We start from the raw sequence: 19,633 nt of genomic DNA on the forward strand, positions 1-19,633 counted from the left end.
CTAATTAGTTTTAATAAATTAATTTAATATTAGTTTTGACTAATTAGCCTTTGTTGCTCATTGCAGAAAGCATTCCGCCATAAACGTTATTTAATGAAGCAATGTTCGAAGTCATAGACTGCATTTCTTGTTTCAATTTAACTGCGTTGTCAGCGATTTCTTTGTTAGCTTCAGCATTTCTGTTAGCGCTTTCCAATTGTACTTTGTAAAGTCCGTTCAAAGATTCCATTTGAGCAGCTGCTAAAGATAATTCTTCGCTGTATTTTTTAGTAGAAGCAATTGAATCAACTGTAGGAGCAATTCCTTTTGCAGCAGATTCGAAATTTTTAATACTATTCCCTAAGCTTGACATTAATGCTCCGTCAATCTTAGCTTCTTTTAATAAGTTGTCTAATTTCTGAGACAATAACCCTTGTGTTTCAGTAGCTTCAACAAGTTTTTTAGCGTCTTTCTTTTTTGCATCACCACCAGCCAATTCAGGATACACCAATGACCAGTCCAATTCTTCATCAACAGGTTCGAAAGCAGAGATGAAGAAAATTAAAGCCTCAGTTCCAAGACCCACGATCAACATTTCACTTGCAAAAGGCCAGTGCATTAATTTGAATAATGCTCCGATGATTACTACCGATGCTCCCAGTCCGTAAAGAACATTTGTTGCTTTTTTGCTTAAAATTGCCATAATAAATAGTTTTGTTTGTTAAGTTAATATAAAATAAAATTGGTTAATTTTTAGTTTAGTTTCCGGTATTCTGAGTTCCCATATAATCCTGAACCGTTCTGAAGCCAATATAGCTTCTTGCTGTATCTGCATATTCGAAATCTCTGGTTCCCACTTTCAAATAATACGATACATCTTTCCAAGATCCACCTCTAACAACTTTACGTTTGTTGGATGCATCCGGTACATTCGGGTTCATTGTTGATACGTACTCATACGCTGCTGCATCATAAGACGAATCCGTCCATTCTGCTACGTTACCTGACATGTTATACAGGTTGTATCCGTTTGGATCGTAAGACTTAGCCTCAACAGTGTAAAGCGCTCCATCTGCTGCATAATCTCCCCTGTTTGGCTTGAAGTTAGCAAGAAAACATCCTCTATCGTTTTTAGCATAAGGGCCTCCCCATGGGTACGATGCTGACTGAAGACCGCCTCTCGCAGCATATTCCCATTCTGCTTCGGTTGGCAATCGGAAAGAGTTGATCTGGTCTCTTCCTTTTTTACTTTTCAGGTAAGCATTCTTTTTTAATGTTCTCCAGGCACAGAAAGCTTTCGCCTGTTTCCATGAAACTCCAACTACAGGATAATCCCCGTAAGCCTGGTGCCAGAAATAATCATTATGCATTGGCTCATTATAAGAATAAGCGAAATCTTTAATCCATGTAGTTGTGTCAGGATAAATCTCTACTTGTTCTGTTTTGATGTACTTACTTCTTTTTGATCGGTTTGTTCCGGTATTTTTATCTTTCGCTGCAGACTGGATATCCATCCAGGTATAGCGGAATTTCAATTTGGAAACATCAACCGTTCTCAGTCCATTGTACGATTCCGCAGCGGGTAAATACATAGAATCCATTACTTCAACATAATATTCATCCGGATATTTCTGTGGATCTTTGATCAATCCAATTTTGCGGTTTAGTTTTCTACCGGCATACGGATCTTCATCTGTTCCAACGCTATAGTAATTTTCATACATATATTTATCGTAAGCAGACATTTTTTCAGGATCAGCATCAGCAAAAGCATAATCGCCTATCGTAGCGCCACCTTTTTTACCGCCTCCGCCACCTGGCTTCTGACCTAATTCATCCGCCAAGATTGCCAGACGCATTCTGATAATCGAGTCTTTCGTCCATTCTACGAACTCTCTGTACTCACTATTCGTGATCTCAGTTTCATCCATATAGAAGGAGCGAACGGTAACCGTCTTGGCCGGAGCATCATCAATATTAGCTAAATCATCGTCTGATTTACCCATAATAAATGAACCTCCTGGAACTAAAGTCATACCATATGGCTTTTCTGGATGCCATTTTTTTCCTTTGACCCCTACAAGCTCTCCCTTGTCGTTAGAGCCACAACTGATCAAAAGCGAGAGAAATGCTGCAAATGCAATGAACTTCTTCATATAAATTTGGGTTATTATGTATTTATATTTTAAGGACGTAAACCTATTTATTTATTTTTACAAAAACAATTTTTTTTATTAAAAAAACCTTAATTTTTTTTCAACAAAAGTTAATCTTATTTTAAAGTTTTTTTAAGAAAACGTTTTCACTAAATTATGTTTTTCCGTTGCGTTTTCCACCAACGCTCAGGGATTTCCTGATCACAGGCCCCTAAATAGTCCTCGTACGTACACGGTAATAACGTATTTCTTTTTAATTTATTATTAACATTTGAAACAAATGGTATTTCGATCCACCAGCGATCTGAGACATCACTTTTGTAAAATACCAATTCTTCATCATCAATAGGGACAATGTATTTAATATAGTTCTCGCGGCTTCCGAAAGGATATTCGTTAGACCGGTAATGAAAACCTTCAATAAAATACCATACAATCTCCGCAATCAGCATTGCTTCATTCGCGGTATTATTATGATTAAAAATGCCAAAAATAGAAACTTTGTCGCTTATTCCTGCATATCTGGACAGCGAACATATCTCTTTACCATTAAATCCATTAGGAGCAAAAGTAGCAAAATTACCGGAATCACAAGATTTTACCGATGTTAAATCTAAGCTGACCATATCGGCGTCCCGGAAAACCGGTTCGGCAATCGAGGAATTACTGGATATTTCACCCAATCGATAGGCATCAAAAAATAATTTTTCGATTAAATCGATCTCTTCCTGTGCGTTAAAATAAGTTTGATAACCAACATTACTGTAATTAAACAGGTTATTAGGCTCTTCGATAATCATTTTTGTGAGATAGGAATTGGCCGTCAATTCCTGCACTTCTTTCCCAAAATCAAAACGGCTGTCAATCGCCACCAGGTTCACCATCTGCTCCAGGTTATCATAAGCCCTGTACAGCGCGTAAGTCAGGTCTTGTGAACCACCGATCACAATAGGGATGATTTTGCGCTTAATGAGTGTTGCTGTGATTTTTTCCAAAGCATAATACGTATCACTGATCGTATCACCCTGGACAATATTTCCTAAATCTGCAATTTCAATATGCCAGTTTCCTGGAAAAAGGCTATAAAACTCTTTACGGAAATGAGACACATCGACTTTTCCAGCCTCCGGCCCATTTCCCCTATTTTCCAAAACCCCTAAAAGCACAATTTTCACCCGGGACAAATCCGGAAAATCTTTGTGGGCATGTAGCGCTATTTTACTACCCAGCTGTTGCGGAGATAAAGCTTCAACAAACTGAAGCAATTCTCCGTCTAAAGGCTGTAGAAAATCAAATTCCATGTATTATTTCTTTTTTGCAGTTGTTTTTGTTGCAGTTGTTGTCTTGGCTGCTGCTTTTTTTACCGGAGCTTTCTTCGCAGCCGGTTTTTTAGCTGCCTTTGCAGGTGTTTTTTGTGCAATCATTTCTTTCACCTGCTCCAACGTCAACGCCGCAGCATCAACATCCTTACCCAGCTCAATCTTAATCTTGCCTTTCGTCACCACAGAACGCCCCCAACGGGCCTTTTCTACTTTTATACCTTCCTCTTCCCAGTTGTGCAATACTTTATCAATGTCTTTTTTAATTTTATCCTCAATCAATTCAACAATATCCGATTGGGAAAGGTTATCAAAATTGTATTTTTTGCTAACATTGATAAAAACACCGTTCCACTTCAGGAAAGGTCCAAAACGACCTACCCCTTTCTGAACAGGCTCATTTTTATAAGTGGCAATTGGCGCATCTGCTGCTGCTTTTTCCTGTATCAGTTCCTGTGCCCGTACAAAAGTCACATCCAACGGATCTTCGCCTTTAGGCAGTGATATAAACGTTTTGCCGTGGCGTATGTAAGGGCCAAAACGGCCATTATTCACTTCTACATCTTCGCCTTCATATTCTCCCAAAGCGCGTGGCAGCAAAAACAAATTAAGCGTCTCCTCCAGTGTAATTGTCCCAATATTCTGATCAGACATCAGGCTGGCAAACTGCTTTTCTTCATCATCTGCCTCTCCAATCTGTGCCATCGGTCCAAATTTACCCAGACGTACACTAACCTGCTTGCCTGTTTTAGGGTCTTTACCCAATATGCGTTCTCCGGATTCTCTCTCTGCATTAGCTTCTACCTCTACCACTGTTGGGTGGAATTTGTTGTAGAAGTCATGCATCATTTTTGTCCAGTCTTCATTACCTGAAGCGATTTCATCAAAATCCTGCTCCACTTTGGCCGTAAAATTATAATCCAGGATCGTATTGAAATGATTCACTAAGAAGTCATTTACAATGGTCCCGATATCGGTTGGAACCAGTTTACCTTTGTCCGAACCTACATTTTCTTTTAATAGTTTTTCATCCGTTTTTCCGGCTTTCAACAGCAATTGAGTATAATTTCGCTCCTGCCCTTCAAAATTCCCTTTTTCTACGTAGTTTCTATTAATAATAGTAGAAATGGTTGGTGCATACGTAGAAGGACGGCCAATACCCAGTTCTTCCAGTTTTTTCACCAGTGATGCTTCGGTATAGCGCGCCGACGGCCTTGAAAATCGTTCTGTTGCCGTAATATAATTATTCAACAGGCGTTCATTTACCTTCATTGCCGGTAACATCCCTTCCTGTTCTTCATCTTCATCATCATGTCCTTCGAGGTACACTTTTAGGAAACCTTCAAACAGCAATACTTCGCCAGTAGCAGAAAAGATATCTTTATGGTTTGAAGCTTCAATCTTAACTGTTGTTCTTTCCAACGCTGCATCACTCATTTGGGACGCCAGGGTTCTTTTCCATATCAAATCATACAAACGTGCCTGATCCCTGTCGATATTCACAGAATGCCGCGACATGTCGGTAGGACGAATGGCCTCGTGCGCTTCCTGTGCACCTTTGCTCTTATTGGTAAAGGTTCGGATTTTACTGAACTCTTTACCATATGATTTTATAATTTCATCTTTTGCAGCCTCCAAAGCATCATTCGAAAGATTCACACTATCCGTTCTCATATACGTTATAAGCCCGGCTTCATACAGTCGCTGTGCCAGCATCATCGTTACACCTACTGGAAAATAAAGTTTACGAGCAGCTTCCTGTTGTAAGGTAGATGTCGTAAAAGGTGCTGCAGGTGTTTTCTTGGTAGGTTTAGTTTCTAAATCCGAAACTTTATAGGTAGAATTGATATTCTTATTCAGGAAGTCTTCCGCTTCCTTTTTGGTGGCAAAATTTTTAGGTAATTTTGCTTTAAAGGTTTTTCCATCTTCATTGGAAAATTCAGCAACAACGCTGTAAGAACCTTCAGCTTTGAAATTTTGAATTTCACGTTCCCGCTCTACAATGAGGCGAACAGAAACCGACTGAACGCGGCCTGCGGACAAGCCTCCTTTAACCTTTTTCCAGAGTACCGGTGATAACTCATATCCCACCAGTCGATCCAGAACCCTTCGTGCCTGTTGGGCATTGACCAGGTTATAATTTATTTTTCTCGGATTTTCAATTGCTTTAAGAATAGCTGATTTCGTGATTTCGTGAAAAACAATTCTTTTTGTTTTGCTTTCATCCAACTTAAGTTCTTCTGCCAAATGCCAGGAAATAGCTTCCCCTTCCCGGTCCTCATCACTCGCTAACCATACCGTTTCTGCATTTTTCGATAAATCCCTAAGCTTTTTGACTAAGGCTTTTTTATCCGGGGAAACCTCGTATTTGGGTTTAAAATTATTCGCTACATCTACCCCTATTTCCTTGGAAGGCAGATCGGCTATATGCCCAAAACTTGATTCTACCTGAAAATCTTTCCCTAAAAATTTTTCTATTGTTTTTGCCTTTGCAGGCGACTCGACTATCACTAAATTCTTTGCCATCAGCTTATTTTTTGTAATTGCAAAAGTATATGAATTTTTTAAATTTTGAGTTTTTGATTGAATTTTAAAAAAATCCATTTCAAATTCAAGCAAAAAAACGCCCTTTTAAAACCATTCATTATCACATTGCAGCGAATACTTCGTATTTCACATTTCACCCTTTACCGGCACTTTATCTTATTATAATAAACCCGAACTAATGCAAGTATGCTCTAGTTCGGGTTTTATTATGCTACATTATATAGTATCAAAATCTTTACTTTCCAAAAAGATCATTTTATTCCTGACAAATAACAATCACGGTAATTGGATTCACAAAGATGCCTGCGGATTATTTCAAATATACGTAATCGTCATCCCCTGTCGTCCCTATAGTATCAATTTCATCATGCTCATCAAAACCAATGACCTGCTTATAAATAAAGTACATCGGGATGCGTGCAAAAGAGGCCGTAAAAAGGAACCCAATACCACACAATAGGACACCTACCTGTGAAATAGCCCCTGCAACTATAGCCATCCCAATCGTGAACAGCCATTTGTTATTTCCTATTTTAAAAGATGTATTAATAATATTGGATACCGACATCTCAGGATTAAAAGCATAAATCACAACAAAATACGACAGCGGGACAATCAGGTAAAAAACAGGCAGAAAACATACTATGTAGCCCAACATAAAAATACCTATAAAAGCTGCTGAAAGTCGAAGTGTTTTAAAAAAATAGGCGCCGGAGATTAGTTTAAAATACCCTTCAAATCCTACATCTTTACCCAAATCAGCCATCCTGCAGGTATTTAGGAATCCGGCCTGCATACTAACATTCAGCATCATTATAAATCCAAACAAGAGGAAAAATAAGAGAAAAGCACCTAAAAAAATCAACCCACTTGCCCCTCCATAGAATGTTTCCGGGGAATAAATGCCGGCATAGACACCGGAAACCACCATAGGAATAATAAGCACTCCCACAAGTGCCCCAATAATAAGCAAATTAACCAAAACCATTAAAAACCCCTGAAGCCAGACTTTTTTAAATAATTCAAATGATTTATTTAAAATATCCCCGAAATCAAGATCCTGATTAGATTGAATTTTTTTCGTGATGTAATTATAGTTCATACGTAGTGGTTTGAGTAGATTTGGATACAATGATAATAAAATATATTCACATTTTACTGCTGACAATATGTCACTACTCATAATAATTGTATCTTTGCTTTTTTGAATAAAACCGAGCTCGTACGGCACTATGGAAAAGATTATTGAAGAAGACAAACAAGGTCAAAGTCTTGTTTTAGAACAAGTCAAAGGAAATACCCGAAAATTATTCATCGAAAGTTATGGTTGCGCCATGAACTTTGCTGACAGCGAAGTCGTAGCTTCAATCATGGCTAATGAAGGCTATAATACTACACAGATTTTAGAAGAGGCCGATTTGGTCCTGGTAAACACCTGTTCGATCCGGGATAAAGCGGAACTTACCGTCCGTAAAAGGCTGGAGAAATATAATGCGGTCAAACGCATCAATCCCAAAATGAAAGTGGGCGTTTTAGGCTGTATGGCTGAAAGGCTGAAAAGCCAGTTCCTGGAAGAGGAAAAAATCGTGGATCTTGTAGTAGGCCCTGATGCCTATAAAGACTTACCGAATCTCCTCAAAGAAGTGGAAGAAGGCCGTGACGCGATCAATGTTATTTTATCTAAAGACGAAACCTATGGCGATATTTCACCCGTTCGATTACAATCCAACGGTGTTTCTGCTTATGTTTCGATTACGAGGGGCTGTGATAACATGTGTACTTTTTGTGTAGTCCCTTTTACCCGTGGACGCGAGCGCAGCCGGGAACCACAAAGTATCATGGAAGAAATCACCGACTTATGGAGCAAAGGCTTTAAAGAGGTTACCCTTTTAGGGCAGAATGTCGACAGCTACCTATGGTATGGTGGCGGCCTCAAAAAAGATTTCGACAAAGCTTCAGACATGCAAAAAGCTACTGCCGTGAAATTCGATCAGTTGTTGGAAATGGCCGCAGTGGCTTTTCCAAAAATGAGAATTCGTTTTTCGACTTCGAACCCTCAGGACATGCACGAAAGTGTATTGTACAGCATTGCCAAACATCCAAATATCTGCAAGCACATTCACCTTCCGGTACAATCAGGTAGTGACCGTATTCTGACCGAGATGAATCGCCTTCACAGTCGTGAGGAATATTTTGCACTTATTGATAAAATTCGCGCCATCATCCCAAACTGCAGCATTTCCCAGGATATGATTGCAGGTTTCCCTACCGAAACAGAAAGTGATCACCAGGATACTTTAAGCCTTATGTCTTATGTACAGTATAATTTTGGCTACATGTATGCCTATTCCGAACGTCCGGGCACATTAGCCGGCAGAAAAACGGAAGATGACGTCCCTGAAGCAACAAAAATGAGGCGCCTACAGGAGATTGTAGACCTGCAACAGCAACACAGCTGGAGCCGTAGTTCTGATTTTATCGGGCAAACGGTAGAAGTATTGGTAGAAAGAACTTCCAAAAAGTCACAGGAGCAATTTTCCGGCAGGAACTCACAAAGCATCACCGTAGTATTTCCAAGGGAAGACTATAAAATTGGTGATTTTGTACTGGCAAAAATCAATAGCTGTACTTCAGGTACACTTATTGGTGAAGCCATCGGATATTCCGAAATGAATTAAATTTCAAAAGTATACTATAGCTTTTTTTGAAAATTAAAATAATATAAATGGAAAGTATTCAAGCCACGAAACAACGTTTTGAAATTATTGGAAATGACCCTAAACTAAACCGCGCCGTTGAAAAAGCGATACAGGTGGCTCCTACCGATATTTCGGTTTTAGTGACCGGTGAAAGTGGTGTAGGAAAGGAAAGCATTCCAAAAATTGTGCATTCACTTTCCCATCGCAAACATGGCAAATACATCGCAGTCAATTGCGGTGCTATTCCGGAAGGTACAATTGACAGTGAGCTCTTTGGCCATGAAAAAGGCGCCTTTACCGGAGCTACAAATACACGCGAAGGTTACTTTGAAGTAGCTGATGGCGGTACGATATTTTTAGATGAAGTCGGTGAATTACCTCTTACCACACAAGTGCGGTTACTTCGGGTTTTGGAAAATGGCGAATTTATAAAAGTCGGTTCTTCACAGGTACAAAAAACAAACGTGAGGATCGTTGCAGCCACCAATGTCAATATGTTTGATGCCATTGAAAAAGGAAAATTCAGGGAAGATCTCTATTATCGACTCAGCACAGTAGAAATCAGCCTGCCACCTTTACGGGAACGCAAAGATGATATCCACTTATTGTTTCGCAAATTTGCTTCTGATTTTGCCCACAAATATAAAATGCCAGTAATCCGCCTCGAGGACAATGCAGTCGATTACCTTACCAAATACCGCTGGAGTGGTAACATCCGGCAACTCCGAAATGCGGCAGAACAAATTTCGGTGCTCGAAACCAATCGGGTCATCACCCTGGCCGTGCTTCAGTCCTACCTTCCGTCCGAAGGGACTAACTTGCCGGCAGTCGTCAAAACCAAAAAAAGCGAAAATGACTTCAGCAATGAACGGGAGATATTGTACAAAGTGCTTTTCGATATGAAAAACGATTTGAATGACCTCAAAAAGCTAACATTGGAGCTCATGCAAAACGGCAACAATAATAAGGTACAGGAAACGAATAAAAACCTGATCAATAAAATCTACGGCAGTAACTCCGGCAACGATAACCAGATTGATTTTGAAGATTCACCACGCATGGCAGTAATCCAAAATCAAAACCAACATCCTTCGCATCCGGAAAATTATAACGAGACCGATGATGAGTATCTTTTTGCCGAAACTGTAGAGGAGGAAGAAACGCTGCGTTTGGAAGAAAAAGAGATTGAACTCATTAAAAAAGCGCTCGAAAGAAACAAAGGCAAACGCAAAGCTGCTGCAGACGAACTGGGGATCTCAGAAAGAACCTTATACCGAAAAATTAAACAATTTGACTTATAACCTATCTTTGGCTTTTTGAATATGATGAAAAACATACACTACCTTTTAGCGGCAGTAGTCCTGTTCACACTGAACGGATGTTCTGTCTACAACTTTACCGGAACCGGAAAAATTGACGCCAAATCATTCCAGGTGAACTATTTCCAAAACAATGCCGAATTAGTAGAGCCGGGAATTGAGCGAACTTTTACCTTAAAATTGCAGGACATCATACAAAACCAGACGAATCTGAACCTTACTAATTCAGGCGGCGATCTTTTATATGAAGGTGAAATTGTAGAATACCGCATCTCTCCTATGACCGCAAGTGCGGATCAGACTGCTTCCGAAAACCGGCTGACCATCCGTGTGAATGTCCGTTTCACTAATCGCAATAAACCCGATGATGATTTTGAAAAACCATTTTCATTTTACTTCGATTATCCCGGAAGCCAACAATTGACAGGCTCGACCTTATCCAATGCACTGGATGAAATTTTTGCCCGTATCACCCAGGATATTTTCAACGAATCACTTGCAAAGTGGTAATTGCGCTATCTGAATAAAATATAATGATTTTGAATTTAAACGATTTTACATCCATCCTTCAAAACCCAGGCACCGTCACTACTGACACTACGCCCTCATTGGAGGCAATCGTAAATGAATTTCCCTATTTTCAAAGTGCAAGAGCACTACACCTGAAAGGCCTTTATAATCAGGACAGTTTCAAGTACAATCAGGCATTGAAGATCACTGCAGCCCATTCCACCGACCGGACAGTTTTATTCGATTTTATTACATCCGAATATTTTGCTGCTGCTGACACAGAACTATCAACTCCTGAAGAAGAAGCTCCGGCAGTGCCTGCTATAAAAGAAGAACCTCTGGAGTTAAAAATTAGCCCGATCGAAGCCTCTATCCTGGAATCCATTAAAGAAGCGGCCTTACATGCCGTTCCAGCAGAAAAAATACCAGAGCAGCAGATTATTGCTGAACCGGTACTGGAAAGCGATATAGACCAGCCAACAGTCGATCTGATGGCAATCCCACCTGAACCGACACCTGAATTCAACTTAGGTATTGGTAAACCCCTGGATTTTTCCAATGATGAAAAACATTCGTTCCAGGAATGGCTGCAACTTTCCCACTTAAAACCGATTGAACGGCATACAACCCCCGAAAATCCGGCTCCAACAGTAGAACCGGTTATTAAAATTGATCCGGAAAGACAGAAAAAAAAGGAGCTGATTGATAAGTTCATCGAAACCAATCCGAAGATCGTTTCGGTCAAAAATGCTACCCCTGCAGTTTCATTAAATGAGCGGATTAATTCCGAAAGTTCTTATCTTATGACCGAAACTTTGGCAAAAGTTTACCTGGAACAGAAAAAATATCAGAAAGCAATACAAGCTTATGAGATTTTAATTTTGAAATATCCAGAAAAAAATGCTTTCTTTGCAGACCGAATTTTAGATATAAAAATTTTACAACAAAATAACAATTAGACAATGGCTTCATTTACAATTTTTTTAGTCCTGATGACAATAGTTTGTTTTCTATTGATCGTAGTAATTATGGTTCAAAATCCTAAAGGAGGAGGTTTATCTTCAAGCTTTGGAAGTTCCCAAATGATGGGTGGCGTTCAAAAAACTACAGATTTCCTGGACAAAAGTACATGGGCACTTGGAACGTTATTAATTGTCCTGATTTTAGTATCCAGCTTAAGCTTTACTAATGGCGGTGCTAACGGTTCTAAAATCATCGACGAAACATCAATCCCAACCGCTCCAGCAAGTACTATTCCTGCTGCACCGGCTTCAACAGCACCAGCCGCTACTCCAACAACGACACCGGCTCCTGCTGAAACTCCTGCAAACTAAGAATAAAACATATCGTTCTGCAAATGCCAACACTGACGTGTTGGCATTTTTTTTTACCCATATTGTCAGCATTTCGTATTGGCATAATTTCTGACTGTTATTAGAAAATTTTTATTTTATATTTATAAACAACAACCTAAATTTATAATTGATTATGGCTTTAAACATCAAACCTCTTTCAGATCGTGTTCTTATTGAACCAGTAGCGGCAGAAACTCAAACTGCATCCGGGATTTTCATTCCTGATACCGCTAAAGAAAAACCACAAAAAGGCAATGTGGTTGCAGTAGGAAACGGGACTAAAGATCATGACATGACCGTAAAAGTTGGCGATACTGTTTTATATGGCAAATATGCTGGTACGGAATTGAAACACGAAGGTAAAGATTACCTGATCATGAGAGAAGACGATATCCTGGCTATCATTTAAGCAATACAAGCCCGATTCAAAAAATAAGATCTAATTAAATCGTAAATCCATCTGTTGCATGTTCCTTTCCGTATTTTTCAAAATACATTACAGGCATGACAGGTAAATAATTAAAAAGCAAAATGGCAAAAGAAATAAAATTTGATATTGAAGCACGTGATGGTTTAAAACGTGGTGTAGATGCATTGGCAAATGCAGTAAAAGTAACATTAGGACCAAAAGGACGTAATGTAATTATTGGAAAATCTTTTGGTGGACCAACAGTTACTAAAGATGGTGTATCTGTTGCAAAAGAAATTGAATTAAAAGACACCCTTGAAAATATGGGCGCACAAATGGTTAAAGAAGTAGCTTCTAAAACCAATGATTTAGCAGGTGACGGAACCACTACAGCAACTGTACTGGCTCAGGCAATTGTTAAAGAAGGCTTGAAAAACGTTGCCGCTGGCGCTAACCCAATGGATCTTAAAAGAGGAATCGACAAAGCTGTAGAAGCTATCGTTGCTGATCTTGCAAAACAATCTACTGAAGTAGGCAGCAACACTGACAAAATCAAACAAGTTGCTTCTATTTCTGCTAACAATGATGAAGTTATTGGTGAATTAATCGCTACTGCTTTTGGAAAAGTTGGAAAAGAAGGTGTTATCACTGTTGAAGAGGCTAAAGGTACAGATACATACGTTGATGTAGTGGAAGGTATGCAATTCGACAGAGGATATTTATCTCCTTATTTTGTAACCAATTCTGAGAAAATGGAAGCAGAACTGGAAAGCCCTTACATTTTATTATACGACAAAAAAGTATCTTCCCTAAAAGAATTACTGCCAATATTAGAGCCAGTAGCACAATCTGGAAAACCTTTATTGATTATTGCAGAAGATGTAGATGGTGAAGCTTTATCTACACTGGTAGTAAACAAATTGAGAGGTGCCTTAAAAATTGCTGCTGTTAAAGCTCCTGGTTTTGGAGACCGCAGAAAAGCATTATTGGAAGACATCGCTATCCTTACCGGTGGTACTGTCATCTCTGAAGAAAGAGGATACACGCTTGAAAATACAACTTTAGAAATGTTGGGAACTGCTAAAAAAGTTACCATCGATAAAGACAATACGACCTTAGTGAGTGGTGCAGGTGATGCGGAAATGATTAAAAACCGCGTTAACCAGATCAAATCACAAATGGAATCTACTACATCTGATTACGACCGCGAAAAACTGCAGGAACGTTTGGCTAAATTAGCTGGCGGTGTTGCCGTTCTTTATGTTGGTGCTGCTTCAGAAGTAGAGATGAAAGAGAAAAAAGACCGTGTAGACGATGCATTACATGCAACCCGTGCCGCTGTAGAAGAAGGAATCGTTGCTGGTGGTGGTGTAGCACTTTTAAGAGCTAAAAACGCCTTAAAAGACATCAAAGCAGACAATGCAGATGAAGCTACCGGAATTCAGATTGTTGCCCGTGCAGTAGAATCGCCTTTACGCACTATTGTAGAGAATGCAGGACTGGAAGGATCGGTAGTTGTAGCTAAAGTAGCTGAAGGCACAGGAGATTTTGGTTACAATGCTAAAACAGATGAATATGTTGATATGCTTAAAGCAGGTATTATCGATCCTAAAAAAGTAACCCGTGTAGCCCTTGAAAATGCTGCCTCAGTTGCTGGGATGATCCTTACTACTGAATGTGCATTAATTGATATTAAAGAAGAAAATGCCGGAGGCGGAATGCCAATGGGCGGCGGTATGCCAGGGATGATGTAATCCACATACCACTTAATTCCTAAAAGGGGCGTTTTTTATAAACGTCCCTTTTTTTTTAGTCTACAATCATTTACTGAAATAGTATAAAGTAACTTTTAAATACAGTAATATTTAATTCGCATTGCGATAGATCTTATGGCCGTCGTTGATGTACATCATAAAACCGTTGCTTGATTCATATAAGCTTAAAATAATGCCGCTAAATACAATTAATAAGGATTTCAAGCCTACAATTTGAAATACGATCCCTGCATTAGGTCTATGATATAATATTTAAAAACTTAGGCATCTTAATTTCAGAAATCAAAACAATCGACACAGAATAAAAAACAAAAGGGGCGCTGAAATATTCAGCGCCCCTTTTTATTTGATTATCCAATAAGACTATAAAGATGTATCTTCTTTTGGTGGTGATTTTTTCAATAACTTAAACAAAACCGGCACTGTGGTAAATAGCACAATGATGATTATAATAATTTCAATGTGGGATTTCAAATCAATTCCCAACTCTTTTTCAAACAATTTCTGAAGGTAATGCCCTGACATAATCAGCGTGAACGACCATACAAATGAACTTACGATATTATAAAAGGTAAACTTCTTTTGATCCATAGCCACAATCCCTGCAATAATAGGAGCAAACGTCCTGAAAACAGGCAAAAAACGGGCAAATATAATGGCTTTACCGCCATATTTTTCGAAGAAATCTTTAGACTGGAAAAGGTATTTTTTCTTGAACCAAAAAGTATCCTGCTTGTTATACAAATAGACACCGCTCTTCGCACCAAACCAATATCCTGCAAAGTTCCCCAGGATTCCGGCCACAGCGACTAAAATCACCAGGATCAATACATTTACAAAATCACCATCGATAATAATGAATTGCTCTACTAATTCATTACTGTAAATTCCGGCAAGGAAAAGCAAGCTGTCTCCAGGCAAAAAGAATCCGGCAAAAAGGCCAGTCTCAGCAAAAATTATAAACAATACGACCCACAAACCGATCTGTACCCCCCCGAGTTCCAGATTAATATAAAAAACCGGATCAATCAGGCTTTTCCACTCAAAATTATTCATCAAAAAAAGTATATAATATTTATTATTCTAATTTGTTTTCCCATTTACTCACGGCACTGGTCGCCAAAGCATTCCCCAACACATTCGTCATACTACGCGCCATATCGCAAAAATGGTCAATTGGCAATATCAGGGCAATCCCTTCAGGAGGGATGCCAAACATCGCACAGGTAGCCACAACGACAATCAAAGAGGCACGCGGCACACCCGCAACGCCTTTACTGGTTAGCATCAGGACGATTAACATCAGTAATTGTTTCTCAAGCGGCATATCGATACCGTAGACCTGGGCGATAAAAAGACTCGCAAAAGTCATGTACATCATACTACCATCCAGATTGAAAGAATAGCCTAATGGCAGTGTGAACGAAACGATTTTACTGTCACACCCAAAACGTTCCAGTTCTTCGGTAAGTTTTGGGAATACGGCTTCACTACTGGTCGTCGAAAATGCAATTAATAAAGGACTCTGGATCCTTTTCAGCAATACCCACAAACGATTTCCCAAGATCATATAACCGACCAGTAAAAGAACGGCCCAAAGCACTAAAATGCCTATCGAAAAATCAATCAGGTATTTTGCATACAATGTAAATATTTCAAAACCGTGGTCGGCAACGGAAGCAGCAATTGCACCAAATACACCCAAAGGTGCTACCCACATAATATAACCAACCATTTTCAGTACCACATGAGATACTGTATCCAGTGTTTTGATAATGGGTTTCGAAATGGCTTCCAAAGAGGACAACGCAATACCAAACATAATCGAAAATATTACAATCTGTAATATTTCATTGGTCGCCATGGCTTCAAAGATACTTTTAGGCACCACATGGTTCACAAAATCAGCAAGCGAAAATTCCTGCGTCTTTTGTAATAAATCATTTGCAGCGGATGTATCTCCAAGTGTGATCTTGGTATCTCTGCCGGGGCCGAGGATATTGACAAGAACCATCCCGATAAGAAGCGACATCATAGAAGCGGAAATGAACCACGCCATCGCCTTACCTCCTACACGACCAACCATTTTCAGGTCGCCCATTTTTGCTATTCCTACCACCAGTGTTGAAAACACCAATGGGGCAATTATCATTTGTATTAATCGAATAAAAATAGTACCTAAAAGCTTGATATTTTTTGAAAAAGTAGGGATACTTTCCGGTAGGTAATAGTGCACCAAGCCTCCAAATATCACTCCTAATACCAACCCAATTATTATCGCAATAAAAAGTTTATTGTTGCTCTTCATTTAGTTGTTTTTAAGGGTGGTGAAAGTAGCTATAATTTCGGTGAATTGGAAGCTAATTTTTAGAAATATACGTTTTTATTGTTTTTTAACTTCATTTTCACAGTATTACGGTATTCCTATTTTTAACCCCTAACGCTACTCCGTCGAATTACATCATACTGATTTCTAAAAACGCCCTTACTTTTAGAAATTCTTCTTTACAAAAAAAAATCCGGAGCCTAAACTCCGGATTCTACATTTAATTAAAAAATAGCCTAACCAAAAACAAAAAATTAATTAAAAGAGACCTGATATTGTGCAATAATAGCACCTTTGTGATCGGTTAAATCACCTGTTGTATTATATATAGGACGGTTTTGGTAAGAGACCGTAAATTTTGAAGTTTGTCCGGCCAATAGCCAGTTTACTCCCACATCATAAAAATTCATATCCTGATTCAGGCGCTCATAGTGGGCGTGCTGAATTGCGACATAGGGCATCAATGTTGTTTTCCCGATTAAGTTGTCTCTGAATTTATACCCCAATTGCGCATACAGCACATTTCCGGTTCCGAAAGCCGGATAACCGTTTCCGCTACCATTCAGGATGGTGGGATCTTTGGTTCCGTTTGCAGGATTCATCGGAGCGTTGTTACGGATGTAATTTGTTCCAAAATCGTAGTGCGTGAAATTTCCGTAGAAACTGATAGCCTGCCCTTTTGATCCTATCGGGGCATCATAGTATACATCGGCGGCCAAATGCAGCATATTCGTCTGTATAGTATCATTTGCAACATTTTTATGCCACATGGCATCTTGTTGGTAAATGATTCCGGCACCAATGTTCAGTACATTTTTCTTCCCAAGGTAGGCTCCTGTTGCATACGGGATAAGATTGGATTCCTGATCTTTAAACTGGTACTGAAAATAACCGTTGTATTGTACATTTGGTGGTTTCGGAGAAAAAGTAGAGCGTTCGCCAATAGCCGCGATATAATTGGATCCTTTTTGAATCGCCATAGGTTGAGCAAATGCAACCCGGTAATCAAATTTTCCTATTTTACCTTTGGCCTATACTGATAACTTACGGACAAACTGATCTGAAACATCATTGGTAGACTCTAGGAATAATGGCCCATCAATCCCCATAAGCGATCCTACAGCAGAAGCGGAAAAACGGGATAACCCGGTCCATCCGGATAATCCGGCACCTACAGACAACATTTTTGTATCAATAGCATATTCCCCTACCGCATCATGAATAAAGAATCCCTGTTTACGATCGGAAATGTTATTGAAATTATTCTCCCCAATCTGACTGTAAATAAAAACACGATCGGTCAGCTGCCCATACATTTGTACCCTGAATCTTCTGATTCCAATATCAGCGCCGCTATTTTTAGGCGTGTCGTAAATGGTCGTGCCCGGATTGTATTGCTGATCCCTTAACCACACCTGTGTCATCATGGTAAATTTGAGGTAGTTGGAACCATCTTCATTAAGATAGACCTTACGATCTTTCCAAAACTGCTGCTTTGGGGCAACAGGTTCTGTAGCCTGCTGTTGCGCTACTACATTTTGAGACACAAGGAGAGCGCATAACGCCATTGAGGCTATTAGAGATTTGAATACTTTCATTTTTTTATCGTCTTTTTCTATACTGTATTTAGTTTGACTGCAATTTACGGGCAGCAAATTCGTGTCCTGAGGTGGGTTTATGATTTTCCAGTCCAATGATTTTCACGGTTCCTCCATCAGTCCCCTCATATTCATGCTGAAAATGATGCAAGCTTTCCATCACGGAATGGTCTACTAATTTGGTGTTTTTTAAATCAATCACAATGTTGAATCCTGTAGGAATTTCTTCTAATTTTCTTTTGATCCCTAAAAAGTTCGTAAAGATCGCTGCTTTATTTATTTCTACCAAATATTGGTCTCCTTCAAATGACACTACGGTCGGTGCTTTGAAGAAAGAACTGATCGGAGTGCCGTTAATTACATGGATAATCATTTTTAATACGATCCCTGCCGCAATTCCTACCAATAAATCTTCGTACATGGTAAAGAAAATAGTGACTACAAAAATCGCCAATTGCTCTTTTCCGATTTTAAAGGTATGTACAAATTCTTTTGGATGCGCCAATTTGATTCCTACCGAAATAAGCATAGCTGCCAAAGCGGCATTTGGAATCAGCTCAATTAAATGCGATGCCAACAAAACAAAAACAAGAATGAACACCCCATGAAAAAAGTTAGCCCAACGTGTTTTAGCACCATTATTCACATTCGAAGAACTACGGGCAACTTCAGAAATCATTGGTAATCCTCCTAAAATAGCCGAAATAGTATTTCCGATCCCTACCGCCACCAGGTCTTTATTGGTATTAGACTTTCTTTTGTAGGGATCCAATAAATCAATTGCTTTTACAGTCAATAGCGACTCCAGCGTACCTACTAAGGCAAACATCACCACATATTTAACGAATATGCCTGTTTGTGCTACGCCATCGAAACTAACATTTACCTTGATGTTTTCCATCAGGTTACCAATATGTACCAAAGCATAAGCAGGTTCTGTAGTCTGGAAATGCATGATCAATTCAGCAGGAACCGAAATCAACAATACGACAAGAGCAGCCGGTACTTTTTTGATATACGGATTTTTAATATATGGCCACCCCAGCATTACCGCAAGACTCACTACCCCGATGGCTGCGGCTCTTGGATCAAGATCCGCAATAAATGTTGGAATATGTCCCAATAATGCGATGGGGCCTAAGCCTTTTGTCATGGTCGGGTCCACATCCAGCAATACCGGAATCTGTTTTGCGATAATAATCAAACCGATAGCAGCTAACATTCCGTGAATCGCAGAAAGTGGAAAAAAGTCGACCAGTTTTCCCAGTTTGAATACACCGAACAATATTTGTACTAATCCTGCCACTACCATCGCTCCCAAAGCCAGGTGCCATCCTAATTCACCACCACCAAAATCGGCCACTGCACCTGCAACAATAACAATTAATCCTGCAGCCGGCCCCTTAATTGTCAAGCGGGATCCCATTAACAAACTCACGATAATACCTCCGATAATTGCAGAAACAAGTCCCATTAATGGTGGAAAATCCGATGCTTTTGCGATGCCAAGGCTTAATGGCAATGCCAGTAAAAAAACGATGAACCCCGAGGTTGCATCGGCAGAAAAATTCTCCTTTAATCCAGCTATTCCGTCTTTTGGGAGCTGCAATTTGTTTTTTAAATCCATTTTATACTTTTTGT

Annotated in this window: 17 protein-coding genes; 7 read left to right on the forward strand and 10 right to left on the reverse strand. The window is 39.4% G+C overall.

Going from position 1 to position 19,633, the window contains the following annotated elements:
* Positions 1 to 43: 43 nt before the first annotated feature.
* The 5 genes from porL to FK004_RS00610 all read right to left on the reverse strand — a co-directional run bounded on the left by porL (position 44) and on the right by FK004_RS00610 (position 7,103).
* Positions 44 to 682, reverse strand: coding sequence for a type IX secretion system motor protein PorL/GldL (porL, locus tag FK004_RS00590; RefSeq protein WP_108735497.1), 639 nt, complete (start codon positions 680 to 682; stop codon positions 44 to 46).
* Positions 683 to 737: 55 nt separating this feature from the next.
* Complete coding sequence (gene porK / locus FK004_RS00595) at positions 738 to 2,135, reverse strand: T9SS ring complex lipoprotein PorK/GldK (protein WP_108735498.1); 1,398 nt, start codon at positions 2,133 to 2,135, stop codon at positions 738 to 740.
* A gap of 149 nt (positions 2,136 to 2,284) precedes the next feature.
* Positions 2,285 to 3,436: a formimidoylglutamase gene (locus tag FK004_RS00600; protein ID WP_108735499.1), complete on the reverse strand. Its 1,152-nt coding sequence runs from the start codon at positions 3,434 to 3,436 to the stop codon at positions 2,285 to 2,287.
* Between the two features lie 3 nt (positions 3,437 to 3,439).
* The gene (gene topA / locus FK004_RS00605) at positions 3,440 to 5,980 is read right to left on the reverse strand and encodes a type I DNA topoisomerase (protein WP_108738698.1); all 2,541 of its coding nucleotides are present in this window, start codon (positions 5,978 to 5,980) and stop codon (positions 3,440 to 3,442) included.
* Between the two features lie 331 nt (positions 5,981 to 6,311).
* Complete coding sequence (locus tag FK004_RS00610; protein WP_108735500.1) at positions 6,312 to 7,103, reverse strand: hypothetical protein; 792 nt, start codon at positions 7,101 to 7,103, stop codon at positions 6,312 to 6,314.
* Positions 7,104 to 7,233: 130 nt separating this feature from the next.
* Here FK004_RS00610 and miaB point away from each other — a divergent pair, with 130 nt between their 5' ends.
* The 7 genes from miaB (at position 7,234) to groL (ending at position 14,047) form a co-directional block, all read left to right on the forward strand.
* Positions 7,234 to 8,679, forward strand: a complete 1,446-nt coding sequence (miaB, locus tag FK004_RS00615; protein ID WP_108735501.1) for a tRNA (N6-isopentenyl adenosine(37)-C2)-methylthiotransferase MiaB — start codon at positions 7,234 to 7,236, stop codon at positions 8,677 to 8,679.
* Positions 8,680 to 8,726: 47 nt separating this feature from the next.
* On the forward strand, positions 8,727 to 10,001 hold the full coding sequence (locus FK004_RS00620; protein WP_108735502.1) for a sigma-54 interaction domain-containing protein: 1,275 nt from the start codon (positions 8,727 to 8,729) through the stop codon (positions 9,999 to 10,001).
* A 24-nt stretch (positions 10,002 to 10,025) separates the two neighbouring features.
* Complete coding sequence (locus FK004_RS00625) at positions 10,026 to 10,529, forward strand: LptE family protein (protein ID WP_108738699.1); 504 nt, start codon at positions 10,026 to 10,028, stop codon at positions 10,527 to 10,529.
* A 23-nt stretch (positions 10,530 to 10,552) separates the two neighbouring features.
* Entirely contained in the window at positions 10,553 to 11,488 is a 936-nt protein-coding gene (locus FK004_RS00630; RefSeq protein ID WP_420358881.1) for a tetratricopeptide repeat protein, read from the forward strand.
* Between the two features lie 3 nt (positions 11,489 to 11,491).
* A complete protein-coding gene (gene secG, locus FK004_RS00635; RefSeq protein ID WP_108735503.1) occupies positions 11,492 to 11,863 on the forward strand; it encodes a preprotein translocase subunit SecG in 372 nt (123 codons plus the stop codon).
* 154 nt (positions 11,864 to 12,017) lie between these two features.
* Positions 12,018 to 12,293 carry a co-chaperone GroES gene (locus FK004_RS00640; protein WP_108735504.1) on the forward strand — a complete coding sequence of 92 codons (276 nt, stop codon included), beginning with the start codon at positions 12,018 to 12,020 and terminating at the stop codon, positions 12,291 to 12,293.
* A 122-nt stretch (positions 12,294 to 12,415) separates the two neighbouring features.
* Positions 12,416 to 14,047 (forward strand): chaperonin GroEL, encoded by a 1,632-nt coding sequence (gene groL, locus FK004_RS00645; RefSeq protein WP_108735505.1) that lies wholly within the window; start codon positions 12,416 to 12,418, stop codon positions 14,045 to 14,047.
* Between the two features lie 384 nt (positions 14,048 to 14,431).
* Here groL and FK004_RS00650 read toward each other — a convergent pair whose 3' ends face one another.
* The 5 genes from FK004_RS00650 to FK004_RS00670 form a co-directional block, all read right to left on the reverse strand.
* Complete coding sequence (locus FK004_RS00650; protein ID WP_108735506.1) at positions 14,432 to 15,124, reverse strand: DedA family protein; 693 nt, start codon at positions 15,122 to 15,124, stop codon at positions 14,432 to 14,434.
* A 22-nt stretch (positions 15,125 to 15,146) separates the two neighbouring features.
* The gene (locus tag FK004_RS00655) at positions 15,147 to 16,376 is read right to left on the reverse strand and encodes a dicarboxylate/amino acid:cation symporter (protein WP_108735507.1); all 1,230 of its coding nucleotides are present in this window, start codon (positions 16,374 to 16,376) and stop codon (positions 15,147 to 15,149) included.
* A 272-nt stretch (positions 16,377 to 16,648) separates the two neighbouring features.
* Positions 16,649 to 17,374 carry a hypothetical protein gene (locus FK004_RS00660; RefSeq protein WP_108735508.1) on the reverse strand — a complete coding sequence of 242 codons (726 nt, stop codon included), beginning with the start codon at positions 17,372 to 17,374 and terminating at the stop codon, positions 16,649 to 16,651.
* Between the two features lie 51 nt (positions 17,375 to 17,425).
* Positions 17,426 to 17,992 (reverse strand): hypothetical protein, encoded by a 567-nt coding sequence (locus FK004_RS00665; protein ID WP_157955992.1) that lies wholly within the window; start codon positions 17,990 to 17,992, stop codon positions 17,426 to 17,428.
* Positions 17,993 to 18,020: 28 nt separating this feature from the next.
* On the reverse strand, positions 18,021 to 19,619 hold the full coding sequence (locus FK004_RS00670; protein WP_108738701.1) for a SulP family inorganic anion transporter: 1,599 nt from the start codon (positions 19,617 to 19,619) through the stop codon (positions 18,021 to 18,023).
* Between the last annotated feature and the right edge of the window lie 14 nt (positions 19,620 to 19,633).

Origin of the sequence: Flavobacterium kingsejongi, from assembly GCF_003076475.1 — a bacterium.
GTDB classification, from domain to species: domain Bacteria; phylum Bacteroidota; class Bacteroidia; order Flavobacteriales; family Flavobacteriaceae; genus Flavobacterium; species Flavobacterium kingsejongi.